The sequence below is a fragment of the Microbacterium sp. 3J1 genome (assembly GCF_001049495.1).
Taxonomy (GTDB): domain Bacteria; phylum Actinomycetota; class Actinomycetes; order Actinomycetales; family Microbacteriaceae; genus Microbacterium.
Window position 1 is genome coordinate 93,021 of the sequence record NZ_CDWI01000001.1, and the last position, 18,932, is coordinate 111,952.

Below are 18,932 nucleotides of genomic sequence, written 5' to 3' on the forward strand. Positions count from 1 at the left end.
GCCATCCTGCCGTGGATCACGGACTCAGCCGATGCGTTCGATCAGCGAGTCCAGACCCATCCCGTAGTCGATCCGCACCACCGGAAGGGCGAGCTTGTCGGTGCCGATGCCGACGTAGCCCGGCTCGATCGTGCGCGCCATCTCGAACCCCGCGAGTGCGACCCCCTGCTTGGCGGTGTCGTCGAAATGACCGAAGGGGTAGGCGATGACCTCGCGCACGCCGAGCGCGTCACCCGAGGTGTTCAGGTCCGCAGCGATCGCCTCCGCCGTCCAGTTCACCATCCGTCCCTTGCCGTTCTCCCCCGCCTGGTGCATGTCGTGCGTGTGCGAGCGTCGGAGCACGTAGGTCGACGGCGGCGGGTCCTGGCGGTAGGCCGTGATCATGAAGGAGGTCGACAGCAGCTCATGCCTGTCGATGACGGGCACGGCGAGGTCGAACCAGGTCTGGTCGGCGTCGTCATCCGTGATGATCACCGACCGTGCGGGGAGGAAGAGCCGTCCGTCGATGAAGGCGCTCAGCTCGTCCCACGTCGGCAGGTAGAAACCGGTCGTCGCGATGTGGTTCATCTGCGCGTCGAAGTCGCCGATGTAGGCGTAGTTCCCGCGCAGCCAGCCGCTCTCGCCCTCGGGGTTCGCGGTGAACTGGTGGTACATGAGGATCGGGATCCGCGCGTTCTCCGTGAGGTTCTCCGCCGGGGTCTTCCATCCGGCGAACAGCTCGACCTGCTGGTCGACGCACACCACCGGGTCGGCGCCGTTGATCCGCGAGCCGACCGCGAAGGCGGCGGCATCGGGCTCCGACGCGTACCAGCCCGCGAACACCAGCCCCTCCTGCGTCGGGATGGGCAGGCCGGCGTACAGGGCGTCCTGGCGCTGCAGCATGGGCTCGGCGGGCGCGCCGTCTCCGGCGAATGTCACGGCGCACACGAGCGGATCGGCGGCGTCGGCGATGAGCTGCTGGGCGGGCGTCAGCGACCGCACGACCGCGGCAGTGCTCGCCTTCGGCGTGCGCACCTCGGGCTCGCGCGTGAGCCACACGGATGCGGCCGCCGCCCCGCCTGCGACGAGCACGACGGCGACGACCGTCACGATGACTCCGACCCTGTGCCGCTTCTTCCCCCCGGAAGCCATGGTCAGATGTCGAAACCCTCGGCGATCATCTCGACGAGCTCTTCCCGCTCCTCGACGGGGAGGAAGGCAGCGGCTGCAGCGTTGAACTGGAAGGTCTCGAGGTCGTCGAGATCGTATTCGAACGCCTCGATCAGGAGCGACAGCTCACGGGTGAGGGACGTGGCGCTCATGGTGCGGTTGTCGACGTTCACCGTGACGGCGAAGCCGAGCTGGTACAGCAGGTCGAACGGGTGATCGGCGAGGGTGTTGCCCCACGCGGCGATCGCGCCGGTCTGCAGATTGGATGACGGTGAGAGCTCGAGCGGGATCTCGCGATCGCGCACCCAGCGAGCGAGATCGCCGAACTGCACCTGCACCTCGTCGCCCTCCTGCTGGATCACCTGCAGGTCCTCGGCGATGCGCACGCCGTGGCCGAGACGCAGCGCACGCCCGTCGAGCAGGGCCGAGCGGATCGACGCGAGCCCCGCGGCCTCTCCGGCATGGACCGTCACGGGGAAGAAGTTCTCGGCGAGGAGGTCGAACGCCTCCCGGTGGTCGGATGCGGGGAATCCGTCCTCCGGCCCGGCGATGTCGAAGCCGACCGCGCCCCGACTCCGGTAGTCGATCGCGAGCTCCGCGATCTCCCGTGACCGATCGGTGTGACGCATCGCGGTGATGAGCTGACCGACGCGGATGCTGTGGCCGGCGCGGTCCGCGGCATCCTCACCCTCTTCGATGCCCTGTTGCACGGCCTCGACCGTCTGCTCGAGGGTCAGGCCCTTCGCGAGGTGCTGCTCGGGAGCCCAGCGGACCTCTCCGTAGATGACACCGTCCTTCGCGAGATCCTGGACGAATTCGCGGGCGACGCGGGTCAGCCCCTCCTCTGTCTGCATGACGGCCGTCGTCAGATCGAAGGTCTTGAGGTACTCGACGAGGGATCCCGAGTCGCTCTTCTTCGCGAACCACGCGCCGAGCGCCTTCGGGGTGGACTCCGGGACCTCGAGACCGATGGCATCCGCCAGTTCGATGATCGTCGCCGGACGCACTGCTCCGTCGAGGTGATCGTGCAGCGACACCTTCGGCAGGCTGCGCAGGGACACGCCCTGGATGGTGACGTCGCCGTTCGCGTCGATCGACATGGAATTCCTCTCGGTCGCGGATTCGCTCAGTTCAGGCTAGCGGCCCGGACCTCAGGCCGTGATGCGTTCGCGCACGATCGGAGAGGTCTCGGGCGCGTCGTCGCCGATCGCCCATGCCCCCTCGAGAGCCTCGAGCGCGCGGGGGAAGCGGGCCTCGTCCGCGGCCGAGAGGGTGAAGAGGGGCTGCCCAGCGGCGACGCGATCCCCCGGCTTCGCGTGCAGGTCGATGCCCGCCTCGAAGACCACCGGATCCTCCGCCCGAGCCCGACCGGCGCCCAGGCGCCAAGCGGCGATGCCGAACGGGAGCGCGTCCATCTGCGAGACCACTCCGTCGACCGGGGCGGTGACGACGTGCGTCTCGCGAGCCGTCGCCAGCGGAGCATCCGGATCGCCGTCCTGCGCGCGGATCATCGCCTTCCAGCTGTCCATCGCCCGGCCGTCATCGAGCGCGGCCTCGACGTCCGCATCCGGCTGTCCGGCGAGCGAGAGCATCTCGCGCGCGAGGGCGACCGTCAGCTCGCGGACGTCTGCGGGTCCGCCGCCGGCGAGGATCTCGACCGACTCGCGGACCTCGTTCGCGTTGCCGATCGCGAGCCCGAGCGGCACGTTCATGTCGGTGAGCAGCGCGGTCGTGGCCACGCCGGAGTCGGTGCCGAGCGCGACCATGGTGCGAGCGAGCTCGCGCGCGCGGTCGATGTCCTGCATGAAGGCTCCGGAGCCGAACTTCACGTCCAGCACCAGGGCGTCGGTGCCCTCCGCGATCTTCTTCGACATGATGCTCGACGCGATCAGCGGGATCGCCTCGACGGTTCCGGTCACATCGCGCAGCGCGTAGAGCTTCTTGTCCGCAGGAGCGAGGCCGGATCCCGCCGCGCAGATGACGGCTCCGACGTCGCTCTGCATCTGCGCGAACATCTCCTCGTTGCTGAGCGCCGCGCGCCAGCCGGGGATCGATTCGAGCTTGTCGAGGGTGCCGCCGGTGTGGCCGAGACCGCGGCCCGAGAGCTGCGGCACCGCGACTCCGAACACCGCGACGAGCGGCGCGAGCGGCAGGGTGATCTTGTCGCCGACCCCGCCGGTGGAGTGCTTGTCGACCGTCTTCTTGCCGAGCGACTGGAAGCTCATCCGCTCCCCCGACGCGATCATGGCGTCGGTGAGCACGCGGATCTCGTCGCGCTCCATCCCCCGCTGGAAGATCGCCATCGCGAAGGAGGCCATCTGCGCGTCGGAGACGTAGCCGCGGGTATACGCGTCGACCATCCAGCGCAGCGCCTTCTCGGGTACGACGCCCCCGTCGCGCTTCGCGCGGATCACATCGACCGCGTCGAAGGGCTCGATCGTTCCACCGGTCATCGGGCGTCCTCCAGGTCGCGCGGGCCGAACGCGTCCGGCAGTACTTCGTCGATCGTGCGGATGCCCGAGACCGTCTCGAGGAGCATCCCCGGCATCGCGTGCTCGTAGAGCAGCTGGCGGCACCGGCCGCACGGCATGATCGTCTGACCGTCGTTGTTCACGCAGACGAAGGCGACGAGCTGCCCTCCGCCCGACATGTGCAGGTCGCCGACCAGCGCGCACTCGGCGCAGAGCGTGACTCCGTACGATGCGTTCTCCACGTTGCAGCCGGCGACGATCCGCCCGTCGCCGACCAGCGCGGCGGCGCCCACCCGGTAGCGCGAGTACGGTGCGTAGGCCTTCGTCATGGCGTCGGTCGCGACCTGGCGGAGCTCGTCCCAGTCGATGTCTGTCATGTCTCTCCTAGGACTTGATGTACGGCTTGCCGCTGGCGGCGGGTCCGCGGATCTGGCCTGCGAATCCTGCCACCGCGATGAGTGTGACGACGTACGGCAGCATGAGCATGAACTCGCTGGGCACGGGCGTCTTCAGGATCGACAGCAGGTTCTGCAGGTTGGTCGCGAAGCCGAAGAGAAGGGCGGCGAGCGACGCGCGGATGGGGTCCCACCGGCCGAAGATCACGGCGGCGAGTGCGATGAAGCCGAGACCCGCCGTCATGTCCTTGCCGAACTGCGGCACGGACACCAGCGTGAAGTACGCGCCGCCGATGCCGGCGATAGCGCCCGCGAGCAGGACGTTCCAGAACCTCGTCGCGTTGACCTTGATGCCCACGGTGTCCGCGGCCTGCGGGTGCTCGCCCACGGCGCGCAGACGCAGACCCCACTTCGTGCGGTACAGGCCCCAGGCGACCACGGCGACCGTGATGAACATGAGGTACACGATGAAGGTCTGGTTGAAGAGGACGGGCCCGATGATCGGGATGTCGCTGAGCACGGGGATCTTGATGCGACTGAAGCGCTCCGGAGTGTTGAGCTCCGCCTCGTTCGGTGCCAGGAGGGCGCCGTAGAGGAACCCGGTGAGACCCGTCACGAGGACGTTGAGGACGACACCGACGATGACCTGTTCGACGAGGTACTTGATCGCGAACGCCGCGAGGACGCTCGCGACGAGGACGCCGCCGATCATGGCGCCGATCAGACCGACGAAGGGGTTGCCGGTGATGCTCGACAGCAGCGCCGCGGAGAATGCGCCGAGCAGCAGCTGGCCCTCGATCGCGACGTTCACCACGCCCGCACGCTCGCCGATCACGCCGCCGAGCGCACCGAACACGAGCGGCACCGACAGCGACACGGCACCGAACAGCAGGCTCGTCACGGGGACGAGACCGTTGGCGCCCGCCCACACGAGGAAGCCGAAGATCGCGAGGATGCCGAAGCCGAGCACGAGCCAGAGGGACGCCGTGCGGTAGTTCCAGGCGCGGAGGAACGCGACGACGACGAGCACGACGAGGATGCCGAGGACGATCCAGCTGGTCGCGGCCGTGGGCAGCTCGACGACCGGGAGCTCGAACGACTGCGACTGATCGCCGAGGCGGAACGACGTCGTGCCGGTGCGAGGCACGAGGAGGAACAGCAGCGCGAGCAGCGCGGTGACGACGGCGAGGGTGATCGGCGCCTTGAGGTGCCGCTCCTTCACTGTGGCGAGCTGGACGGTGCCGTCCGCCGCCTGGGACTGCGCGAGCGAGGTCATGCGGTCACCGCCTTCTTCGCGGCCTTGGCTCTGGCCTTGGCCGCCTTCTCCGCGTCGGACTTGGGAAGGAAGAACACGGCGCGCAGCAGAGGCGGCGCGGCGATGAAGAGCACGACGAGCGACTGCACGACGAGCACGATGTCGACGGGGATGTCCTGGGCCTGCATCGAGAACGACCCGGCCTTCAGCGCACCGAACAGGATGCCGGCGGCGAAGGTGCCCCACGCCCGGCTGCGGCCGAGCAGGGCGACGGTGATCGCGTCGAAGCCGATGCCGGCGTCGATGGTCTCGGTGATGCCGGTGGTGACGGCACCCTGCAGCTGGTTCATGCCTGCGAGTCCGGCGAGTCCACCGGCGAGCAGCATCGCGTACACGTACACACGCTGGACGCTGATGCCCGCGGCGCGTGCCGCGTGCGGGTTCTCGCCGACGGCCCGCATGCGGAGTCCCAGCGACGAGCGCTCGATCAGCCACCACACGAACAGGGTCGCGATGATGACGATGACGAAACCGAGGTCGAGAAGCGGGAACTTCGGCCCGAGCAGCTCGGGGAACTGGGCCGACTCGGGAGTCGCCGAACCGAGCGCCTGGTTCGTCCCCGGCTTCTGCAGGAGTCCCGGTGTGCGGATCATCCAGAGCAGCAGGTAGTAGGCGACGTAGTTCAGCATGATCGTGAGGATGACCTCGTGGGCACCGGTGCGCGCCTTGAGGAGTCCTGCGATCGCTCCCCACAGCGCACCACCGGCGATGCCGGCGATGAGCGTGACCGGGATGTGGAGCCAGAACGGCAGGTCGAGGTTGAAGGTCAGGAGACCCGCGACGCCCACCGCGATGAGCATCTGGCCGCGTGCGCCGATGTTGAACAGGCCGACGCGGAACGCCAGGGCGACACCGAGGCCGGCGGCGATCAGCGGGGCCGCGAAGCCGAGGGTGTTGGTCAGCGGACGGATCTGCGCCGCGAAGTCCGCGCCGCGCGCGTTGAAGATCGCCCCGCGGAAGAGCGCCTCGTACCCGTTGTAGACCGCGTTCCAGATGGCGGCGAAGGTGTCGCTCGGCCGCTGGAAGAAGTACCCCGAGGCCGTGAGGACGTCCTCGTTGGTGAAGGCGATGAGGATTCCGCCCACGACCAGCGCCAGGAAGATGGCGAGGATCGTGGTCACCGCGCTGCCGCGGAGCATCTCCTTGAGGATCACGTTGCCGCGCGGGGGCGGCGGTGCGTCGGCGGAGTCGCGGAGCGTCGTCGTCGTGTTCACGGAGAGCTGGTCGGACGAGCTCTCGTTCCCTGTTCCACCGCCCTGTGGCGTCGTACCGCTCATGCGGCAACCTCTCCCTCGGCGGCGCCCGCCATCATCAGTCCCAGCGTCTCGCGGGGGGTGTCGCCGGGAACGATCCCGACGATGGTTCCTCTGTACATCACCGCGATGCGGTCGGCGAGAGCTGCGACCTCGTCGAGCTCGGTCGACACGACGACGACGGGGATGCCGGCGTCTCGCGTCTCGACGATCCTCTTGTGGATGAACTCGATCGATCCGACGTCGACTCCGCGGGTCGGCTGTGCCGCGACGAGCAGCCGAAGCTCTCGGCTCATCTCGCGCGCGATCACGACCTTCTGCTGGTTTCCACCCGAGAGGGTGCCCGCCGGCGTGTGCGGACCCTGGGTGCGGATGTCGTACTCCTCGATGCGCGCCCTGGCGAAATCATCGAGCTCGCCGCGGCGGATCGTGCCCCCGCGGCTGAACGCCTCGTCGGTCGACCGGTCGAGGATGAGGTTCTCCGCGACGGAGAAGGCGGCGACCAGGCCGTCCTCAGTGCGGTCCTCCGGCACGAACCCGACGCCCGCGTCGAGGATCCCTCGCACGCTCCTGCCGACGAGCTCGGTGCCGTCCAGGGTGATCGAGCCCTCGACGCGTGCCGCGAGGCCGACGATGGCCTCCACGAGCTCGGTCTGGCCATTGCCCTGGACACCGGCCACGGCGAGCACCTCGCCCGGACGGACGACGAAGTCGACGCCGTCGACGACGATGGCGCCGGTGGCGGTGAGGACGCGGAGGCCGCTGACCTCGAGGCCGCCGTCGCCCAGGCGCGGCGGCTCCTTGTGCACGGTGAGCTCGACCGCACGACCGACCATGAGAGAGGCCAGCTCGGCGTTGGTGGCGGTCGGCGAGGCTTCGCCCACGATGCGGCCGAGGCGGACGATCGTGATGGTGTCCGCGACCTCGCGGACCTCCCGCAGCTTGTGGGTGATGAAGACGATCGCGGTGCCCTCGTCCCGGAGCTGACGCATGATGCCCATCAGCTCGTCGGTCTCCTGCGGAGTGAGGACCGCGGTGGGCTCGTCGAACACGAGCACCTTCGCATCGCGAGACAGCGCCTTGATGATCTCGACGCGCTGCTGGACGCCGACGGGCAGATCGCCGACGATCGCGTCGGGGTCGATGTCGAAGCCGAATCGCGCGGCGACGGAGCGGACGTGCTCGCGCGCCTTGGTGATGTCGAGGGTGCCCAGGCCCTTGGTCTGCTCGTGGCCGAGCATGACGTTCTCCGCCACCGTGAACACGGGGACGAGCATGAAGTGCTGGTGCACCATGCCGATGCCGGCGTTCATGGCGTCGCCGGGACCGCGGAACCGCTGGACGACGTCGTCCAGGAGGATCTCGCCCTCGTCGGCCTGGTAGAGGCCGTAGAGCACGTTCATGAGGGTGGACTTGCCTGCGCCGTTCTCGCCGAGCAGCGCGTGGATCTGCCCCGGTTCGACGACCAGGTCGATGTGGTCGTTGGCCACCAGGGTTCCGAACCGCTTGGTGATTCCGCGAAGTTCGAGCTTCATATCTGCACCTTATCCAGAAGAGTCATCCGGAGTCCGAGATTCTCAGGGGCACCGCACGGGGATCGCCCGGCTGTGCCACGGACAGTCGTCATGGTCCGTCCACGGCACGGGGCGAGTGGCAGCTTTCACCACTCGCCCCGTGCCGGATGTGAACTGCTTACGGGGAGTTCTCCGAGTCCACCGTGATGTCACCGGCGATGATCTGCTCCTGCAGAGCGGCGATCTCGTCGAGCAGCCCGTCGGGCAGCTCGCCCTCGAAGGAACCGAAGCCCGAGAGCTTCACGCCCTCGTTCTCGAGGGTGCCGATGTAGGGAGCCGGGTCGAAGTCGCCCTCGGAGGCCGCGATGGTCGCGTCCTCGACGGCGACGTCGATGGCCTTCATGATCGAGAAGAGGGTGACGTCCGCCACGGTCTCGTCTGCGACGGCGAGGTCGCTGTCGACGCCGACCAGCAGCGTGTCCTTGCCGCTGTCCGCGATGGCCGCAGCAGCGCTCTGGTAGATCGGTCCGCCGACCGGGAGGATCACGTCGACACCCTGGTCGAGCACGCCCTGTGCGGTCTGCTTGGCGGTGTCGTTCGCGTCGAAGCCGCCCGTGAACGAGCCCTTCTGCGTGGCGATGTCCCAGCCGAACAGCTCGACCGCGCCGCCCTTGTCCTCGTTGTACTTGTCGACGCCGAGCTGGAAGCCGTCCATGAACACGGCGACCGACGGGATCTGCATTCCGCCGAAGGTGCCGACCTTGTTCACGCCCGCCTCAGCGGACCATCCGGCCGCGGCGTAGCCGCCGAGGTAGGCGGCCTGAGCGGTGTCGAAGACGAGAGGCTTGATGTTCGGGGCATCGGTGGTGCCGTCGAAGTCGTTGTCGGCGTAGTCGTCGATGATCGCGTAGTCGATCTCGGGGTTCGCGAGAGCCGACTCGACGGTCGCGGCCGACAGCTTGAAGCCGACGGCGACGATGAGGGAGCAGCCCTCGGAGACCGCGGTCTCGAGGTTCGGAGCGTAGTCGTTGTCGTTGGCCGACTCGAACTCGAGCGGCTTGACGCCGAGCTCGTCCGCAGCGCGGTCCATGCCCTCCTTGGCGGACTGGTTGAACGACTTGTCGTTCCATCCGCCGGCGTCGGAGATGAGGCAGGGCAGGAAGTCGGATGCCGCGTCGCCGCCGCCGTCGCCGGATTCGGTCGGCGCCTGGCCGCAGCCTGCGAGCGCGAAGATCACTCCGGCGGCGACGGTGGCGCCGAGAAGCTTCTTGGTGGTGGAGATGGTCAACTGATGCCTCCTCAACGGACCCGCGGCCATCGCGGATCGCTCAAAGTTACCCAGTGTTTCGACTTTTGTGCACACCGCGACCGCAGCCGCAAACGAATGGTTACAAAGCTGAAATCAAGCCAGCCGATGAGCAGCGCGGGCCGCTCATCAGAGCACGTCGCCGCGTCCGGTGAGCTTCAGCGACTCGACGACGCCCTTCACGCGCTGGGCGTGCTCGATGGTGGTGACGAGCAGCGCGTCGGGGGTGTCGACCACGACGATGTCCTTCACTCCGACCAGGCTGATCACCCTCGAGGTCTGACTGACCAGGATGCCGCTCGCCGCATCCGACAGCACGCGGGCGTTCGGGCCGAGCACGGCGAGGTCGTTCTTCCGGCCGTTCGTGATGAGCTTGGTGAGCGACGCGAAGTCGCCGACGTCGTCCCAGTCGAAGTGCCCGGGCACGACCGCGAGCCGCCCCCGCTTCGCCGCGGGCTCCGCGACGGCGTAGTCGATCGCGATCTTCTTCAGACCGGGCCAGATCCGGTCGACGGCGGGGCCGCGACGGTCGCGGTCGTCCCACGCCTCCGCCAGCTCCAGCAACCCGGCATGGAGCGCCGGCTCGTTGGCGGCGAGCTCGTCCAGCAGCACGCTCGCCTTGGCGATGAACATGCCGGCGTTCCACAGGTAGCCGCGGTCGGCGAAATAGGCCTTGGCCGTCTCGCTGTCCGGCTTCTCGACGAAGCTCTCGACCAGCGCCGCCTCCCGGGCGCCGTCGACGACGAGCTCGGAGCCCTTCTTGATGTAGCCGAAGCCGACCGCCGGCTCCGTCGGCGCGATGCCGATCGTGCAGATGTACCCCTCGCGCGCCACCTCGACCGCATCCCGCACGGCGAACTCGAACACCCGCGTGCTGCGGATGACATGGTCGGCGCTGAACGAGCCGATGATCACGTCGGGGTCCCGTCGGTGCAGGATCGCCGCGGCGAGACCGATGGCCGCGGCCGATTCGCGCGGCTCGGATTCGAGGAAGACATTCAGATCGAGGATCCCGGGCAGCTCCGCCTCGACCGCCGCGCGGTGGGCGCGGCCCGTGACGACGGCGATGCGGTCGTGGCCGGCCAGCGGCTCGAGGCGGTCCCAGGTGTCCCTGAGCAGCGAGTGTCCGGACCCGGTGAGGTCATGCAGGAACTTCGGTGCGTCGGCGCGGGACAGCGGCCACAGCCGACTGCCGATACCGCCGGCGGGAATCACGGCGTAGAAGTTCTCGATCGGTCGATTCACCTTGCCAGAGTAGCCTCGGGTCCCCCTCGGCAGAGTTAGGGTCCCCTTCGTCGCCACGACGTCCGGTCGGGAATAGGATGGAAACCGATCGGCCGTGCCCTCACGTGAAGACGGGCTCACGCTTGGACGACGCGACGCACGCGACCGAGTCACATCGATCCAGGGAGGACGACCGTGTCCACAAGCGCTCGCTTGACACCGTCGATTTCGGAAACCACGTCCAAGACCCCTCGCGGCACCCTCTACCGGGGACGCGAAGGCATGTGGTCGTGGGTGCTTCACCGCATCACCGGAGTCGCCATCTTCTTCTTCCTGTTGGTGCATGTGCTCGACACTGCGCTCATCAGGGTGTCCCCCGAGGCGTACGACGCCGTGATCGGCACCTATAAGAACCCGGTCATGGCGATCGGCGAGGTCGTCCTCGTCGCCGGCATCGTGTTCCACGCCATGAACGGTCTGCGCATCATCGCCGTCGACTTCTGGTCGAAGGGCGCGAGGTACCAGCGTCAGCTGTTCTGGGGCGTGCTGCTCGTGTGGGGCATCATCATGGCCGGCTTCGTCCCTCGTCACCTCATGCTCGCGTTCGCCGGCTTCGGAGGAGGACACTGATGACCGCTCAGACCGCTCAGACCGTCGCCGCCCCCACCCGCACCCGCCGCGGCGTGAACCTGGAGAAGTGGGGCTGGCTCTTCATGCGCGTCTCCGGGGTCATCCTGGTCGTGCTGATCTTCGGCCACCTGTTCATCAACCTGATGGTCGGCGAGGGCATCCACGCCCTCGACTTCGCGTTCATCGCGGGCAAGTTCGCTACGCCGTTCTGGCAGTGGTGGGACGTCATCATGCTGTGGCTCGCGCTGATCCACGGCGCGAACGGCATGCGCACGATCGTCAACGACTACGTCACGAACACCACTGCGCGCAAGGTCCTGATCTGGGCCCTCGGCCTGGCTGCGGGCCTCCTCATCCTCCTCGGCACCCTGGTCGTCTTCACGTTCGACCCGTGCCTCGGTGTGACCGAGACGAGCACGCTGTGGGAATCGTGCCAGGCGCTGGGCAAGTAGAAGAGAAGGCAAACGAGAAGTGACTACCGAGACCCAGGATTCCGTCGTGCGCGACGGCGTGCACTACCACCAGTTCGACATCGTCATCGTGGGCGCCGGCGGCGCCGGCATGCGGGCCGCCATCGAGGCGGGCCCCGGCGCGAAGACGGCCGTGATCTCCAAGCTCTACCCCACGCGCTCGCACACCGGTGCCGCGCAGGGCGGTATGGCGGCGGCGCTCGCGAACGTCGAGGAGGACAGCTGGGAGTGGCACACCTTCGACACCGTCAAGGGCGGCGATTACCTGGTCGACCAGGATGCTGCGGAGATCCTCGCCAAGGAGGCCATCGACGCGGTCATCGACCTCGAGAACATGGGTCTCCCCTTCAACCGCACGCCTGAGGGCAAGATCGACCAGCGCCGCTTCGGCGGGCACACGGCCGAGCACGGCAAGACGCCCGTGCGCCGCGCCTGCTATGCCGCCGACCGCACGGGTCACATGATCCTCCAGACGCTGTTCCAGAACTGCGTCAAGCTCGGCATCAACTTCTTCAACGAGTTCTACGTGCTCGACCTGCTGACGGTGAAGGATGCCGACGGCAAGACGCAGGTCTCGGGCGTCGTGGCCTACGACCTCTCGACCGGCGAGCTGCACGTCTTCCAGGCCAAGGCCGTGATCTTCGCGACCGGCGGCTTCGGCAAGATCTTCAAGACGACGTCGAACGCGCACACCCTCACGGGCGACGGCGTCGGCATCGTGTGGCGCAAGGGCCTCCCCCTCGAGGACCTCGAGTTCTTCCAGTTCCACCCGACCGGCCTCGCCGGGCTCGGCATCCTCCTCACCGAGGGCGCTCGAGGTGAGGGCGCGATCCTGCGCAACGCCTCCGGAGAGCGCTTCATGGAGCGCTACGCCCCGACCATCAAGGACCTCGCCCCGCGTGACATCGTCGCGCGCTGCATGGTCCAGGAGGTCGCCGAAGGCCGCGGAGCGGGTCCCGACAAGGACTACGTGCTCCTCGACTGCACCCACCTGGGCGCCGAGGTCCTCGAGACCAAGCTGCCCGACATCACGGAGTTCGCGCGCACCTACCTCGGCGTCGACCCGGTGGTCGAGCCGGTGCCGGTGATGCCGACCGCCCACTACGCGATGGGCGGCATCCCGACGAACAACAACGGCGAGGTCCTCGCCGACAACGACACCGTCGTTCCCGGGCTCTACGCCGCAGGCGAGTGCGCCTGCGTCTCTGTGCACGGTGCCAACCGTCTCGGCACCAACTCGCTGCTCGACATCAACGTCTTCGGCAAGCGCAGCGGCCGCAACGCCGTCGAGTATGTCAAGACGGCCGAGTTCGTGCCGCTCCCCGAGAACCCGGCCGGCTTCGTGTCGGGCATGCTCGAGGGCCTGCGGAACAACCAGGGAACCGAGCGCATCGCGGTGCTGCGCAAGACCCTGCAGGACGAGATGGACAAGGGCGCTCAGGTGTTCCGCACCCACGAGTCCCTCCAGCACGTCCTCGGCGTCATCGCCGAGCTGCGCGAGCGCTACAAGAACATCCACGTCGACGACAAGGGCAAGCGGTTCAACACGGACCTGCTCGAGGCCGTCGAACTCGGATTCCTCCTCGACATCGCGGAGGTCGTCGTCTACGCTGCGCAGAACCGCGAGGAGAGCCGTGGCGGCCACATGCGCGACGACTTCCCGAAGCGCGACGACGAGAAGTACATGCAGCACACCATGGCCTACCTGACGGGCGACCCCCACTCGTCCGACCCGAGCGACCACATCAAGCTCGGCTGGAAGCCCGTGGTGTTCACCAAGAACGAGCAGGGCGAGTTGAACTACCCGCCGATGGAGAGGAAGTACTGACAATGTCGAACGCACTCGCCGAGGCCCCCGCAGCGGCCGCGGAGGACACCGGCATCCAGTCCTTCATCGTCACATTCAACATCCGCCGCTTCGATCCCGAGGTCGACGCGGAGCCGCACTGGGTGGACTACGACGTCGAGCTCTACTCGACCGACCGCGTCCTCGATGCCCTGCACAAGATCAAGTGGGAGGTCGACGGGTCGCTGAGCTTCCGCCGCTCCTGCGCCCACGGGATCTGCGGGTCCGATGCCATGCGCATCAACGGCCGCAACCGCCTCGCGTGCAAGACGCTGATCAAGGACCTCGACATCTCCAAGCCGATCTACGTCGAGGCGATCAAGGGCCTGCCCCTCGAGAAGGACCTCATCGTCGACATGGAGCCGTTCTTCGCCTCCTACCGCGACGTGCAGCCGTTCCTCGTCGCGAGCTCCGTGCCGGAGAAGGGCAAGGAGCGCACGCAGTCGATCGCCGATCGCGAGATCTTCGACGACACCACCAAGTGCATCCTCTGCGCCGCGTGCACGTCGTCCTGCCCCGTGTTCTGGACCGACGGCCAGTACTTCGGGCCGGCCGCCATCGTCAACGCGCACCGTTTCATCTTCGACTCGCGCGACGACAACGCCGAGGTCCGCCTCGACATCCTCAACGACAAGGAGGGCGTGTGGCGCTGCCGCACGACCTTCAACTGCTCCGAGGCGTGCCCCCGCGGCATCGAGGTCACCAAGGCGATCGCCGAGGTCAAGCAGGCTGTGCTGCGCGGCCGTCCCTGAGACGACTTGTGCACCTGCGAGAAGGCGGGCCCCTCCGGGGGTCCGCCTTCTCGCGTTTCGTCGATAGGGTGAGGACGTGGCAGATCCCGACGACGCCCGCACCGAGCCCGGTCGCCTCGATGCGGCGGTGGAGCGCGCGACCGCACTCACGAAGCGCACCCTCGGCCTGTTCCCGGTGCGCGTCTGGCGCCACTTCCTCCAGCACAACGGGTTCCTCCTCGCCGCGGGCGTGAGCTATCAGGCGCTCTTCGCGATCTTCGCGGCCATCTACCTCGCCTTCGCGATCGCCGGACTCTGGCTCGGGGGCAGCACGGAGGCCGTCGACGGCCTGATCGACATCATCAACAGCTACATCCCCAATCTCATCCAGGACGAGGGCGGCGTGGTGACCCCCGCGCAGGTGCAGGAGGTCGCCGCGAGCACCGCCGGGGTCCTCGGCGTCACGGGTCTGATCGCCCTCGGCACCGTCATCTGGACGGCCATCGGGTGGGTGACCTTCTCACGACGCGCGACCAGGGACATCTTCGGCCTTCCGCCCGACCGGCGGAGCTACGTCCTGCTGAAGGCCCGCGACCTGGTCGCCGCCCTGATCTTCGGCGTCGCTCTCGTCGCCGGATCCATTCTCAGCTCGGCCAGTGCGGCGGTGTTGAGCTGGCTGCTCAGTCTGATGGGCTGGGACGCCGGGTCCGACGGCCTGAACCTCACCATCCGCATAGGAACCGTCATCGTGTCGTTCATCCTGCTGTCGGGCGCTCTCGCGGCGATGGTCCGCTTCCTCACGGGCACCTCGCTCCGCTGGCGGACCATCTGGCCCGGGGCGCTCCTCGGCGGAGGCGCGATGACCGTCCTGCAGTACGGCGCGGGCTTCCTGCTGAGCTACACGCCCTCCAATCCCCTGCTCGCCACCTTCGCCATCTTCATCGGCCTCCTCCTCTGGTTCCGCGTGAACGGCGTCGTGATGCTGGTGGCCTCCTCGTGGATCGCGGTCGCCGCCACCGACCGGGACCTCCCGCTGCTGCCGCAGACCGACGCGGAGCGCCGGGCCGCGGAACATCGGACGCTGGTCGACGCGGCGCGGATCCGCGTCCGTGACGCCCACGAGAGGCTGGACGCGGCACCGTGGTATCGGGCCCGGGGTGCACGACGGACACTGCGCGACGCGGAGCGGGAGCTCGAGGCGCTCGAGGCGCTCGAGGCGTCGGCACCGCCGCCCGCCGACGCGGCGACTCCCCTCCCGCAGCGGCTCCTCTCGGACCTGCAGCGGGCGACTCGCGATGTCGGAGGGCGTCGTTAGGCTGGGAGGCATGCCTCATCTGCGTATCGCCACTGTCAACGTCAACGGGATCCGCGCCGCGGCTCGCAACGGCATGAGCGGATGGCTCGATGCGGCCGACGTCGACATCCTCACGCTGCAGGAGGTGCGCGGACAGGACGAGCATCTCGAGGCCGCACTGCCGGGGTGGACCTTCGTGCACGACGAGGCGACGGCGAAGGGTCGAGCCGGTGTGGCCATCGCGAGCCGCATCCCGGCACTCGCCTCCCGCACCGACTTCGGAGACCTCGACTTCGACTCGAAGGGCCGCTGGCTCGAAGCGGACTTCCTCATCGGCGAGCGTCCGCTGACGGTGGTCAGCGCCTACGTCCACAGCGGCGAGGCCGACACCCCGAAGCAGGAGGAGAAGTGGAAGTTCCTCGATGCCTTCGAGCGGCGCATGGCCGAGCTGGGCCGCGATGACGCGCTCGCGCTCGTCACGGGCGATCTCAACGTCGGGCATCGTGAGCTCGACATCAAGAACTGGCGGGGCAACCGCAAGAAGGCGGGCTTCCTGCCTCGCGAGCGTGCGTACTTCGACCGCTTCCTCGGCCCCGCCGGCGACACCGTGGAAGGAGTCGACGGCTCGACCGGCACCGGGCTCGGGTGGGTCGACGTCGGTCGCCGATTCCACGGCGAGGTCGACGGTCCCTACACGTGGTGGTCCATGCGCGGTCAGGCTTTCGACAACGACTCGGGCTGGCGCATCGACTACCACCTCGCGACCCCTGCGCTCGCCGAGCGTGTGACGGCATACCACGTCGCTCGCGCGGCCGCCTACGACCAGCGCTGGAGCGATCACGCGCCGGTCGTCGTCGACTACACCTACTGAATGGCGAACCGCCGGCGCGCTGCTCGCCGATCGTCGCCCCATAGGATTGACACGTGACCAAGCCTCGTCTCTACTCAGGAATGCAGCCCTCCGCCGACTCCCTCCAGATCGGCAACTACATCGGGGCGCTCCTCCAGTGGCGAGAGCTGCAGAACTCCTACGACGCATACTTCTCCGTCGTCGACCTGCACGCCCTGACCGTCGCGCAGAACCCCGTGGAGCTGCGGGAGAAGACCCGTCGCACCGCGGCGCAGTACATCGCGGCCGGCATCGAGCCGTCGCAGTCGACGCTGTACGTGCAGTCCCACGTCCGCGCGCACGCCGAGCTGGCGTGGATCCTCTCGACCATCACCGGATTCGGCGAGGCCGGGCGGATGACCCAGTTCAAGGACAAGTCGGCGCGCTACGGCGCCGACGCCACGAGCGTCGGGCTCTTCACGTATCCGGTCCTGATGGCGGCCGACATCCTGCTCTATCAGACCGACGTCGTGCCGGTCGGCGACGATCAGAAGCAGCACGTCGAACTGACCCGTGACCTCGCCGAGCGCTTCAACTCCCGGTTCGGAGAGACCTTCACGGTTCCGCGTCCGGTGATCCAGAAGGACACCGCCCGCATCTACGATCTCCAGAACCCCACGTCAAAGATGTCGAAGTCGGCGGAGAGCGATGCCGGGGTCCTCTGGATGCTCGATGACCCGGCGAAGTCGGCGAAGAAGATCATGCGCGCGGTGACCGACAACGAGGGCTCGGTGCGATTCGATCGCGAGAGCAAGCCCGGCGTCTCGAACCTGCTCACCATCTACGCCGCCCTCACGGGCCGCCAGGTGCCGGCCATCGAAGACGAGTACGCGGGTCGTGGCTACGGCGACTTCAAGAAGGGTCTCGCCGAGGTCGTGGTGAGCGAGTTCGAGCCGGTGCGTGCGCGTGCCCTCGAGCTGCTCGACGATCCGGCCGAGCTCGACCGCATCCTGGCCGCGAACGCCGCACGCGCCGACGCCGTCGCCGACGCGACTCTCGCAGCCGTGTACGACCGCGTGGGCCTGCTGCGTCGCGTCTGACTCAGCCCTAGGATGGGGGCGTGACTGATCCGCAGCTGCCCCCGTCCGGTGCCGTTCCTTCCGTGCCGCCCGCACCTCAGCAGCCCGCGGATGCACAGCCGCCTTCGACGCCGCCCGCCCCCGCGCCGCCCGCGTATTCCCCCGCGCCGCCCGCACCCCCGGCGTTTGCGTCGCCGGCCCCGAGGTTCGAGGCGCCGACCGCGCACCCGGCACCGTCTGCCCAGCCGCAGGGCTACCCCGGCGGCGCACCCGCCTACCCCGCGCAGCCCTTCGGCGGCCAGCCGGCCGCACCCACCTATCAGGCAGCCCCTCCCGGGGCGTATCAGGTTCCGGTCGGCGGCTACTCTGCACCGGCAGGCACCTACCAGGCGCCCGCCTCGGACGAGCGGAGGTCATCGTTCCTCGGCATCCTGGCTCTCGTCCTCGCGGTCGTCGCCGCCGTCGTCACGCCGATCGTCGCCGGGATCACCGGCTTCGAGATCGGCCGCCGGATTCCCGCCGGGTTCGACGCCACGTCACCCGATCTCCTGACGGTCCTCTCCCCTGCACGCGATCAGGTGCTCTGGGCGGAGATCTCGTTCTGGGTCGGCACACTGCTCGGCATCGCGGCGATCGTGCTCGGCATCATCGCGATCCGGAAGAAGCAGGGACGCGGCGCAGGAATCGCCGCCCTGGTCGTGGCGGTCCTCGGACCCATCGTCTTCTGGGTCGTGCTGTTCTTCGCGTTCTCCGTGGGCACGGCCGCGGGCTTCCTGCCTTAGGCGCCGCGGCGCGCGGCGCGGCGCTCGATCGAAGGCCCCCGCTCAGCGCGGGGCGTGGTGCTTCTGCTGCGCGGCGAGGAGCCCCTCGTCCACGAGCTGCTCGACGGCATCCGCCGCATCCGAGATCAGGATCGGCAGGTTCGCGCGCTCGTCCTTGCCGAACGGTGAGAGCACCCAGTCGGCGGGGTCCTGCCGGCCCGCCGGGCGGCCGATGCCGACCCGCACACGCGGGAAGTCGGGCGTCGTGATCGCACGCGCGATGTCGCGGACGCCGTTGTGCCCACCATGCCCTCCCCCGATCTTGAGCTTGATGGTGTCGAAGGGGATGTCGAGCTCGTCGTGGATGACGACGATCTGCTCGGCGGGAACGGAGTAGAAGCGGGCGAGTGCGGCGACCGGCGTTCCGGAGACGTTCATGAAGGTGTTCGGCTTCGCGAGCACGAGCTTGTCGGCGCCCGGGCGCAGCCACGTCTCCACCACGCGCGCGCCGCCCTTGTGCTCGCGGAAGCTCTCGCCGCGCCGAACGGCCAGTTCGTCGACGACCATCTGGCCGACGTTGTGCCGCGTCGCCTCGTAGCGCGGGCCCGGATTGCCGAGTCCCACCACCAACCAGGTGGATGCCATGTGCTCGTCCTCTCGGGATG

At 68.4% G+C, this 18,932-nt stretch carries 18 protein-coding genes; 8 read left to right on the forward strand and 10 right to left on the reverse strand.

The annotated features are described in order from the left end of the window. Window positions 1-24: 24 nt before the first annotated feature. The 9 genes from BN2660_RS00465 to BN2660_RS00505 form a co-directional block, all read right to left on the reverse strand. Entirely contained in the window at window positions 25-1,131 is a 1,107-nt protein-coding gene (locus BN2660_RS00465; protein WP_091225867.1) for a polysaccharide deacetylase family protein, read from the reverse strand. Between the two features lie 2 nt (window positions 1,132-1,133). After that, window positions 1,134-2,249 (reverse strand): adenosine deaminase, encoded by a 1,116-nt coding sequence (locus BN2660_RS00470; protein ID WP_091225870.1) that lies wholly within the window; start codon window positions 2,247-2,249, stop codon window positions 1,134-1,136. A 51-nt stretch (window positions 2,250-2,300) separates the two neighbouring features. Then, window positions 2,301-3,602: a thymidine phosphorylase gene (locus BN2660_RS00475; protein ID WP_091225873.1), complete on the reverse strand. Its 1,302-nt coding sequence runs from the start codon at window positions 3,600-3,602 to the stop codon at window positions 2,301-2,303. Beyond that, window positions 3,599-3,997 (reverse strand): cytidine deaminase, encoded by a 399-nt coding sequence (locus tag BN2660_RS00480; protein WP_042536471.1) that lies wholly within the window; start codon window positions 3,995-3,997, stop codon window positions 3,599-3,601. Before BN2660_RS00480 ends, BN2660_RS00475 begins: the two co-directional genes overlap by 4 nt. 7 nt (window positions 3,998-4,004) lie before the next feature. Beyond that, a complete protein-coding gene (locus BN2660_RS00485) occupies window positions 4,005-5,291 on the reverse strand; it encodes an ABC transporter permease (RefSeq protein WP_091225876.1) in 1,287 nt (428 codons plus the stop codon). Beyond that, the gene (locus BN2660_RS00490; protein WP_176697034.1) at window positions 5,288-6,607 is read right to left on the reverse strand and encodes an ABC transporter permease; all 1,320 of its coding nucleotides are present in this window, start codon (window positions 6,605-6,607) and stop codon (window positions 5,288-5,290) included. The genes BN2660_RS00485 and BN2660_RS00490 overlap by 4 nt, the downstream gene beginning before the upstream one ends. Beyond that, on the reverse strand, window positions 6,604-8,118 hold the full coding sequence (locus BN2660_RS00495) for an ABC transporter ATP-binding protein (protein ID WP_091225878.1): 1,515 nt from the start codon (window positions 8,116-8,118) through the stop codon (window positions 6,604-6,606). The genes BN2660_RS00490 and BN2660_RS00495 overlap by 4 nt, the downstream gene beginning before the upstream one ends. A 157-nt stretch (window positions 8,119-8,275) precedes the next feature. Further along, on the reverse strand, window positions 8,276-9,385 hold the full coding sequence (locus BN2660_RS00500) for a BMP family lipoprotein (protein WP_091225880.1): 1,110 nt from the start codon (window positions 9,383-9,385) through the stop codon (window positions 8,276-8,278). A gap of 147 nt (window positions 9,386-9,532) precedes the next feature. After that, window positions 9,533-10,648, reverse strand: a complete 1,116-nt coding sequence (locus BN2660_RS00505; protein ID WP_091225883.1) for a mannose-1-phosphate guanylyltransferase — start codon at window positions 10,646-10,648, stop codon at window positions 9,533-9,535. Window positions 10,649-10,822: 174 nt separating this feature from the next. On the opposite strand from BN2660_RS00505, the gene sdhC reads away from it, so the two are divergent. From sdhC to BN2660_RS00545, 8 genes are all read left to right on the forward strand, one after another. Further along, on the forward strand, window positions 10,823-11,257 hold the full coding sequence (sdhC, locus tag BN2660_RS00510; protein WP_091225885.1) for a succinate dehydrogenase, cytochrome b556 subunit: 435 nt from the start codon (window positions 10,823-10,825) through the stop codon (window positions 11,255-11,257). Further along, a complete protein-coding gene (locus BN2660_RS00515; RefSeq protein ID WP_091225887.1) occupies window positions 11,257-11,709 on the forward strand; it encodes a succinate dehydrogenase hydrophobic membrane anchor subunit in 453 nt (150 codons plus the stop codon). Before sdhC ends, BN2660_RS00515 begins: the two co-directional genes overlap by 1 nt. Before the next feature lie 19 nt (window positions 11,710-11,728). Then, entirely contained in the window at window positions 11,729-13,555 is a 1,827-nt protein-coding gene (gene sdhA, locus BN2660_RS00520; protein ID WP_091225889.1) for a succinate dehydrogenase flavoprotein subunit, read from the forward strand. Between the two features lie 2 nt (window positions 13,556-13,557). Next, the gene (locus tag BN2660_RS00525) at window positions 13,558-14,325 is read left to right on the forward strand and encodes a succinate dehydrogenase iron-sulfur subunit (protein ID WP_091225891.1); all 768 of its coding nucleotides are present in this window, start codon (window positions 13,558-13,560) and stop codon (window positions 14,323-14,325) included. Window positions 14,326-14,401: 76 nt separating this feature from the next. Next, window positions 14,402-15,619: a YihY/virulence factor BrkB family protein gene (locus BN2660_RS00530; protein ID WP_091225893.1), complete on the forward strand. Its 1,218-nt coding sequence runs from the start codon at window positions 14,402-14,404 to the stop codon at window positions 15,617-15,619. A gap of 10 nt (window positions 15,620-15,629) precedes the next feature. Next, the gene (locus BN2660_RS00535; protein ID WP_176697035.1) at window positions 15,630-16,469 is read left to right on the forward strand and encodes an exodeoxyribonuclease III; all 840 of its coding nucleotides are present in this window, start codon (window positions 15,630-15,632) and stop codon (window positions 16,467-16,469) included. 53 nt (window positions 16,470-16,522) lie between these two features. Then, window positions 16,523-17,527, forward strand: coding sequence for a tryptophan--tRNA ligase (gene trpS / locus BN2660_RS00540; protein WP_091225899.1), 1,005 nt, complete (start codon window positions 16,523-16,525; stop codon window positions 17,525-17,527). A gap of 20 nt (window positions 17,528-17,547) precedes the next feature. After that, window positions 17,548-18,288: a hypothetical protein gene (locus BN2660_RS00545; protein WP_255304885.1), complete on the forward strand. Its 741-nt coding sequence runs from the start codon at window positions 17,548-17,550 to the stop codon at window positions 18,286-18,288. A gap of 42 nt (window positions 18,289-18,330) precedes the next feature. Here the strand turns inward: BN2660_RS00545 and pth are convergent, their stop codons facing one another. Next, window positions 18,331-18,912 carry an aminoacyl-tRNA hydrolase gene (gene pth, locus BN2660_RS00550; protein ID WP_091225902.1) on the reverse strand — a complete coding sequence of 194 codons (582 nt, stop codon included), beginning with the start codon at window positions 18,910-18,912 and terminating at the stop codon, window positions 18,331-18,333. Window positions 18,913-18,932 lie beyond the last annotated feature (20 nt).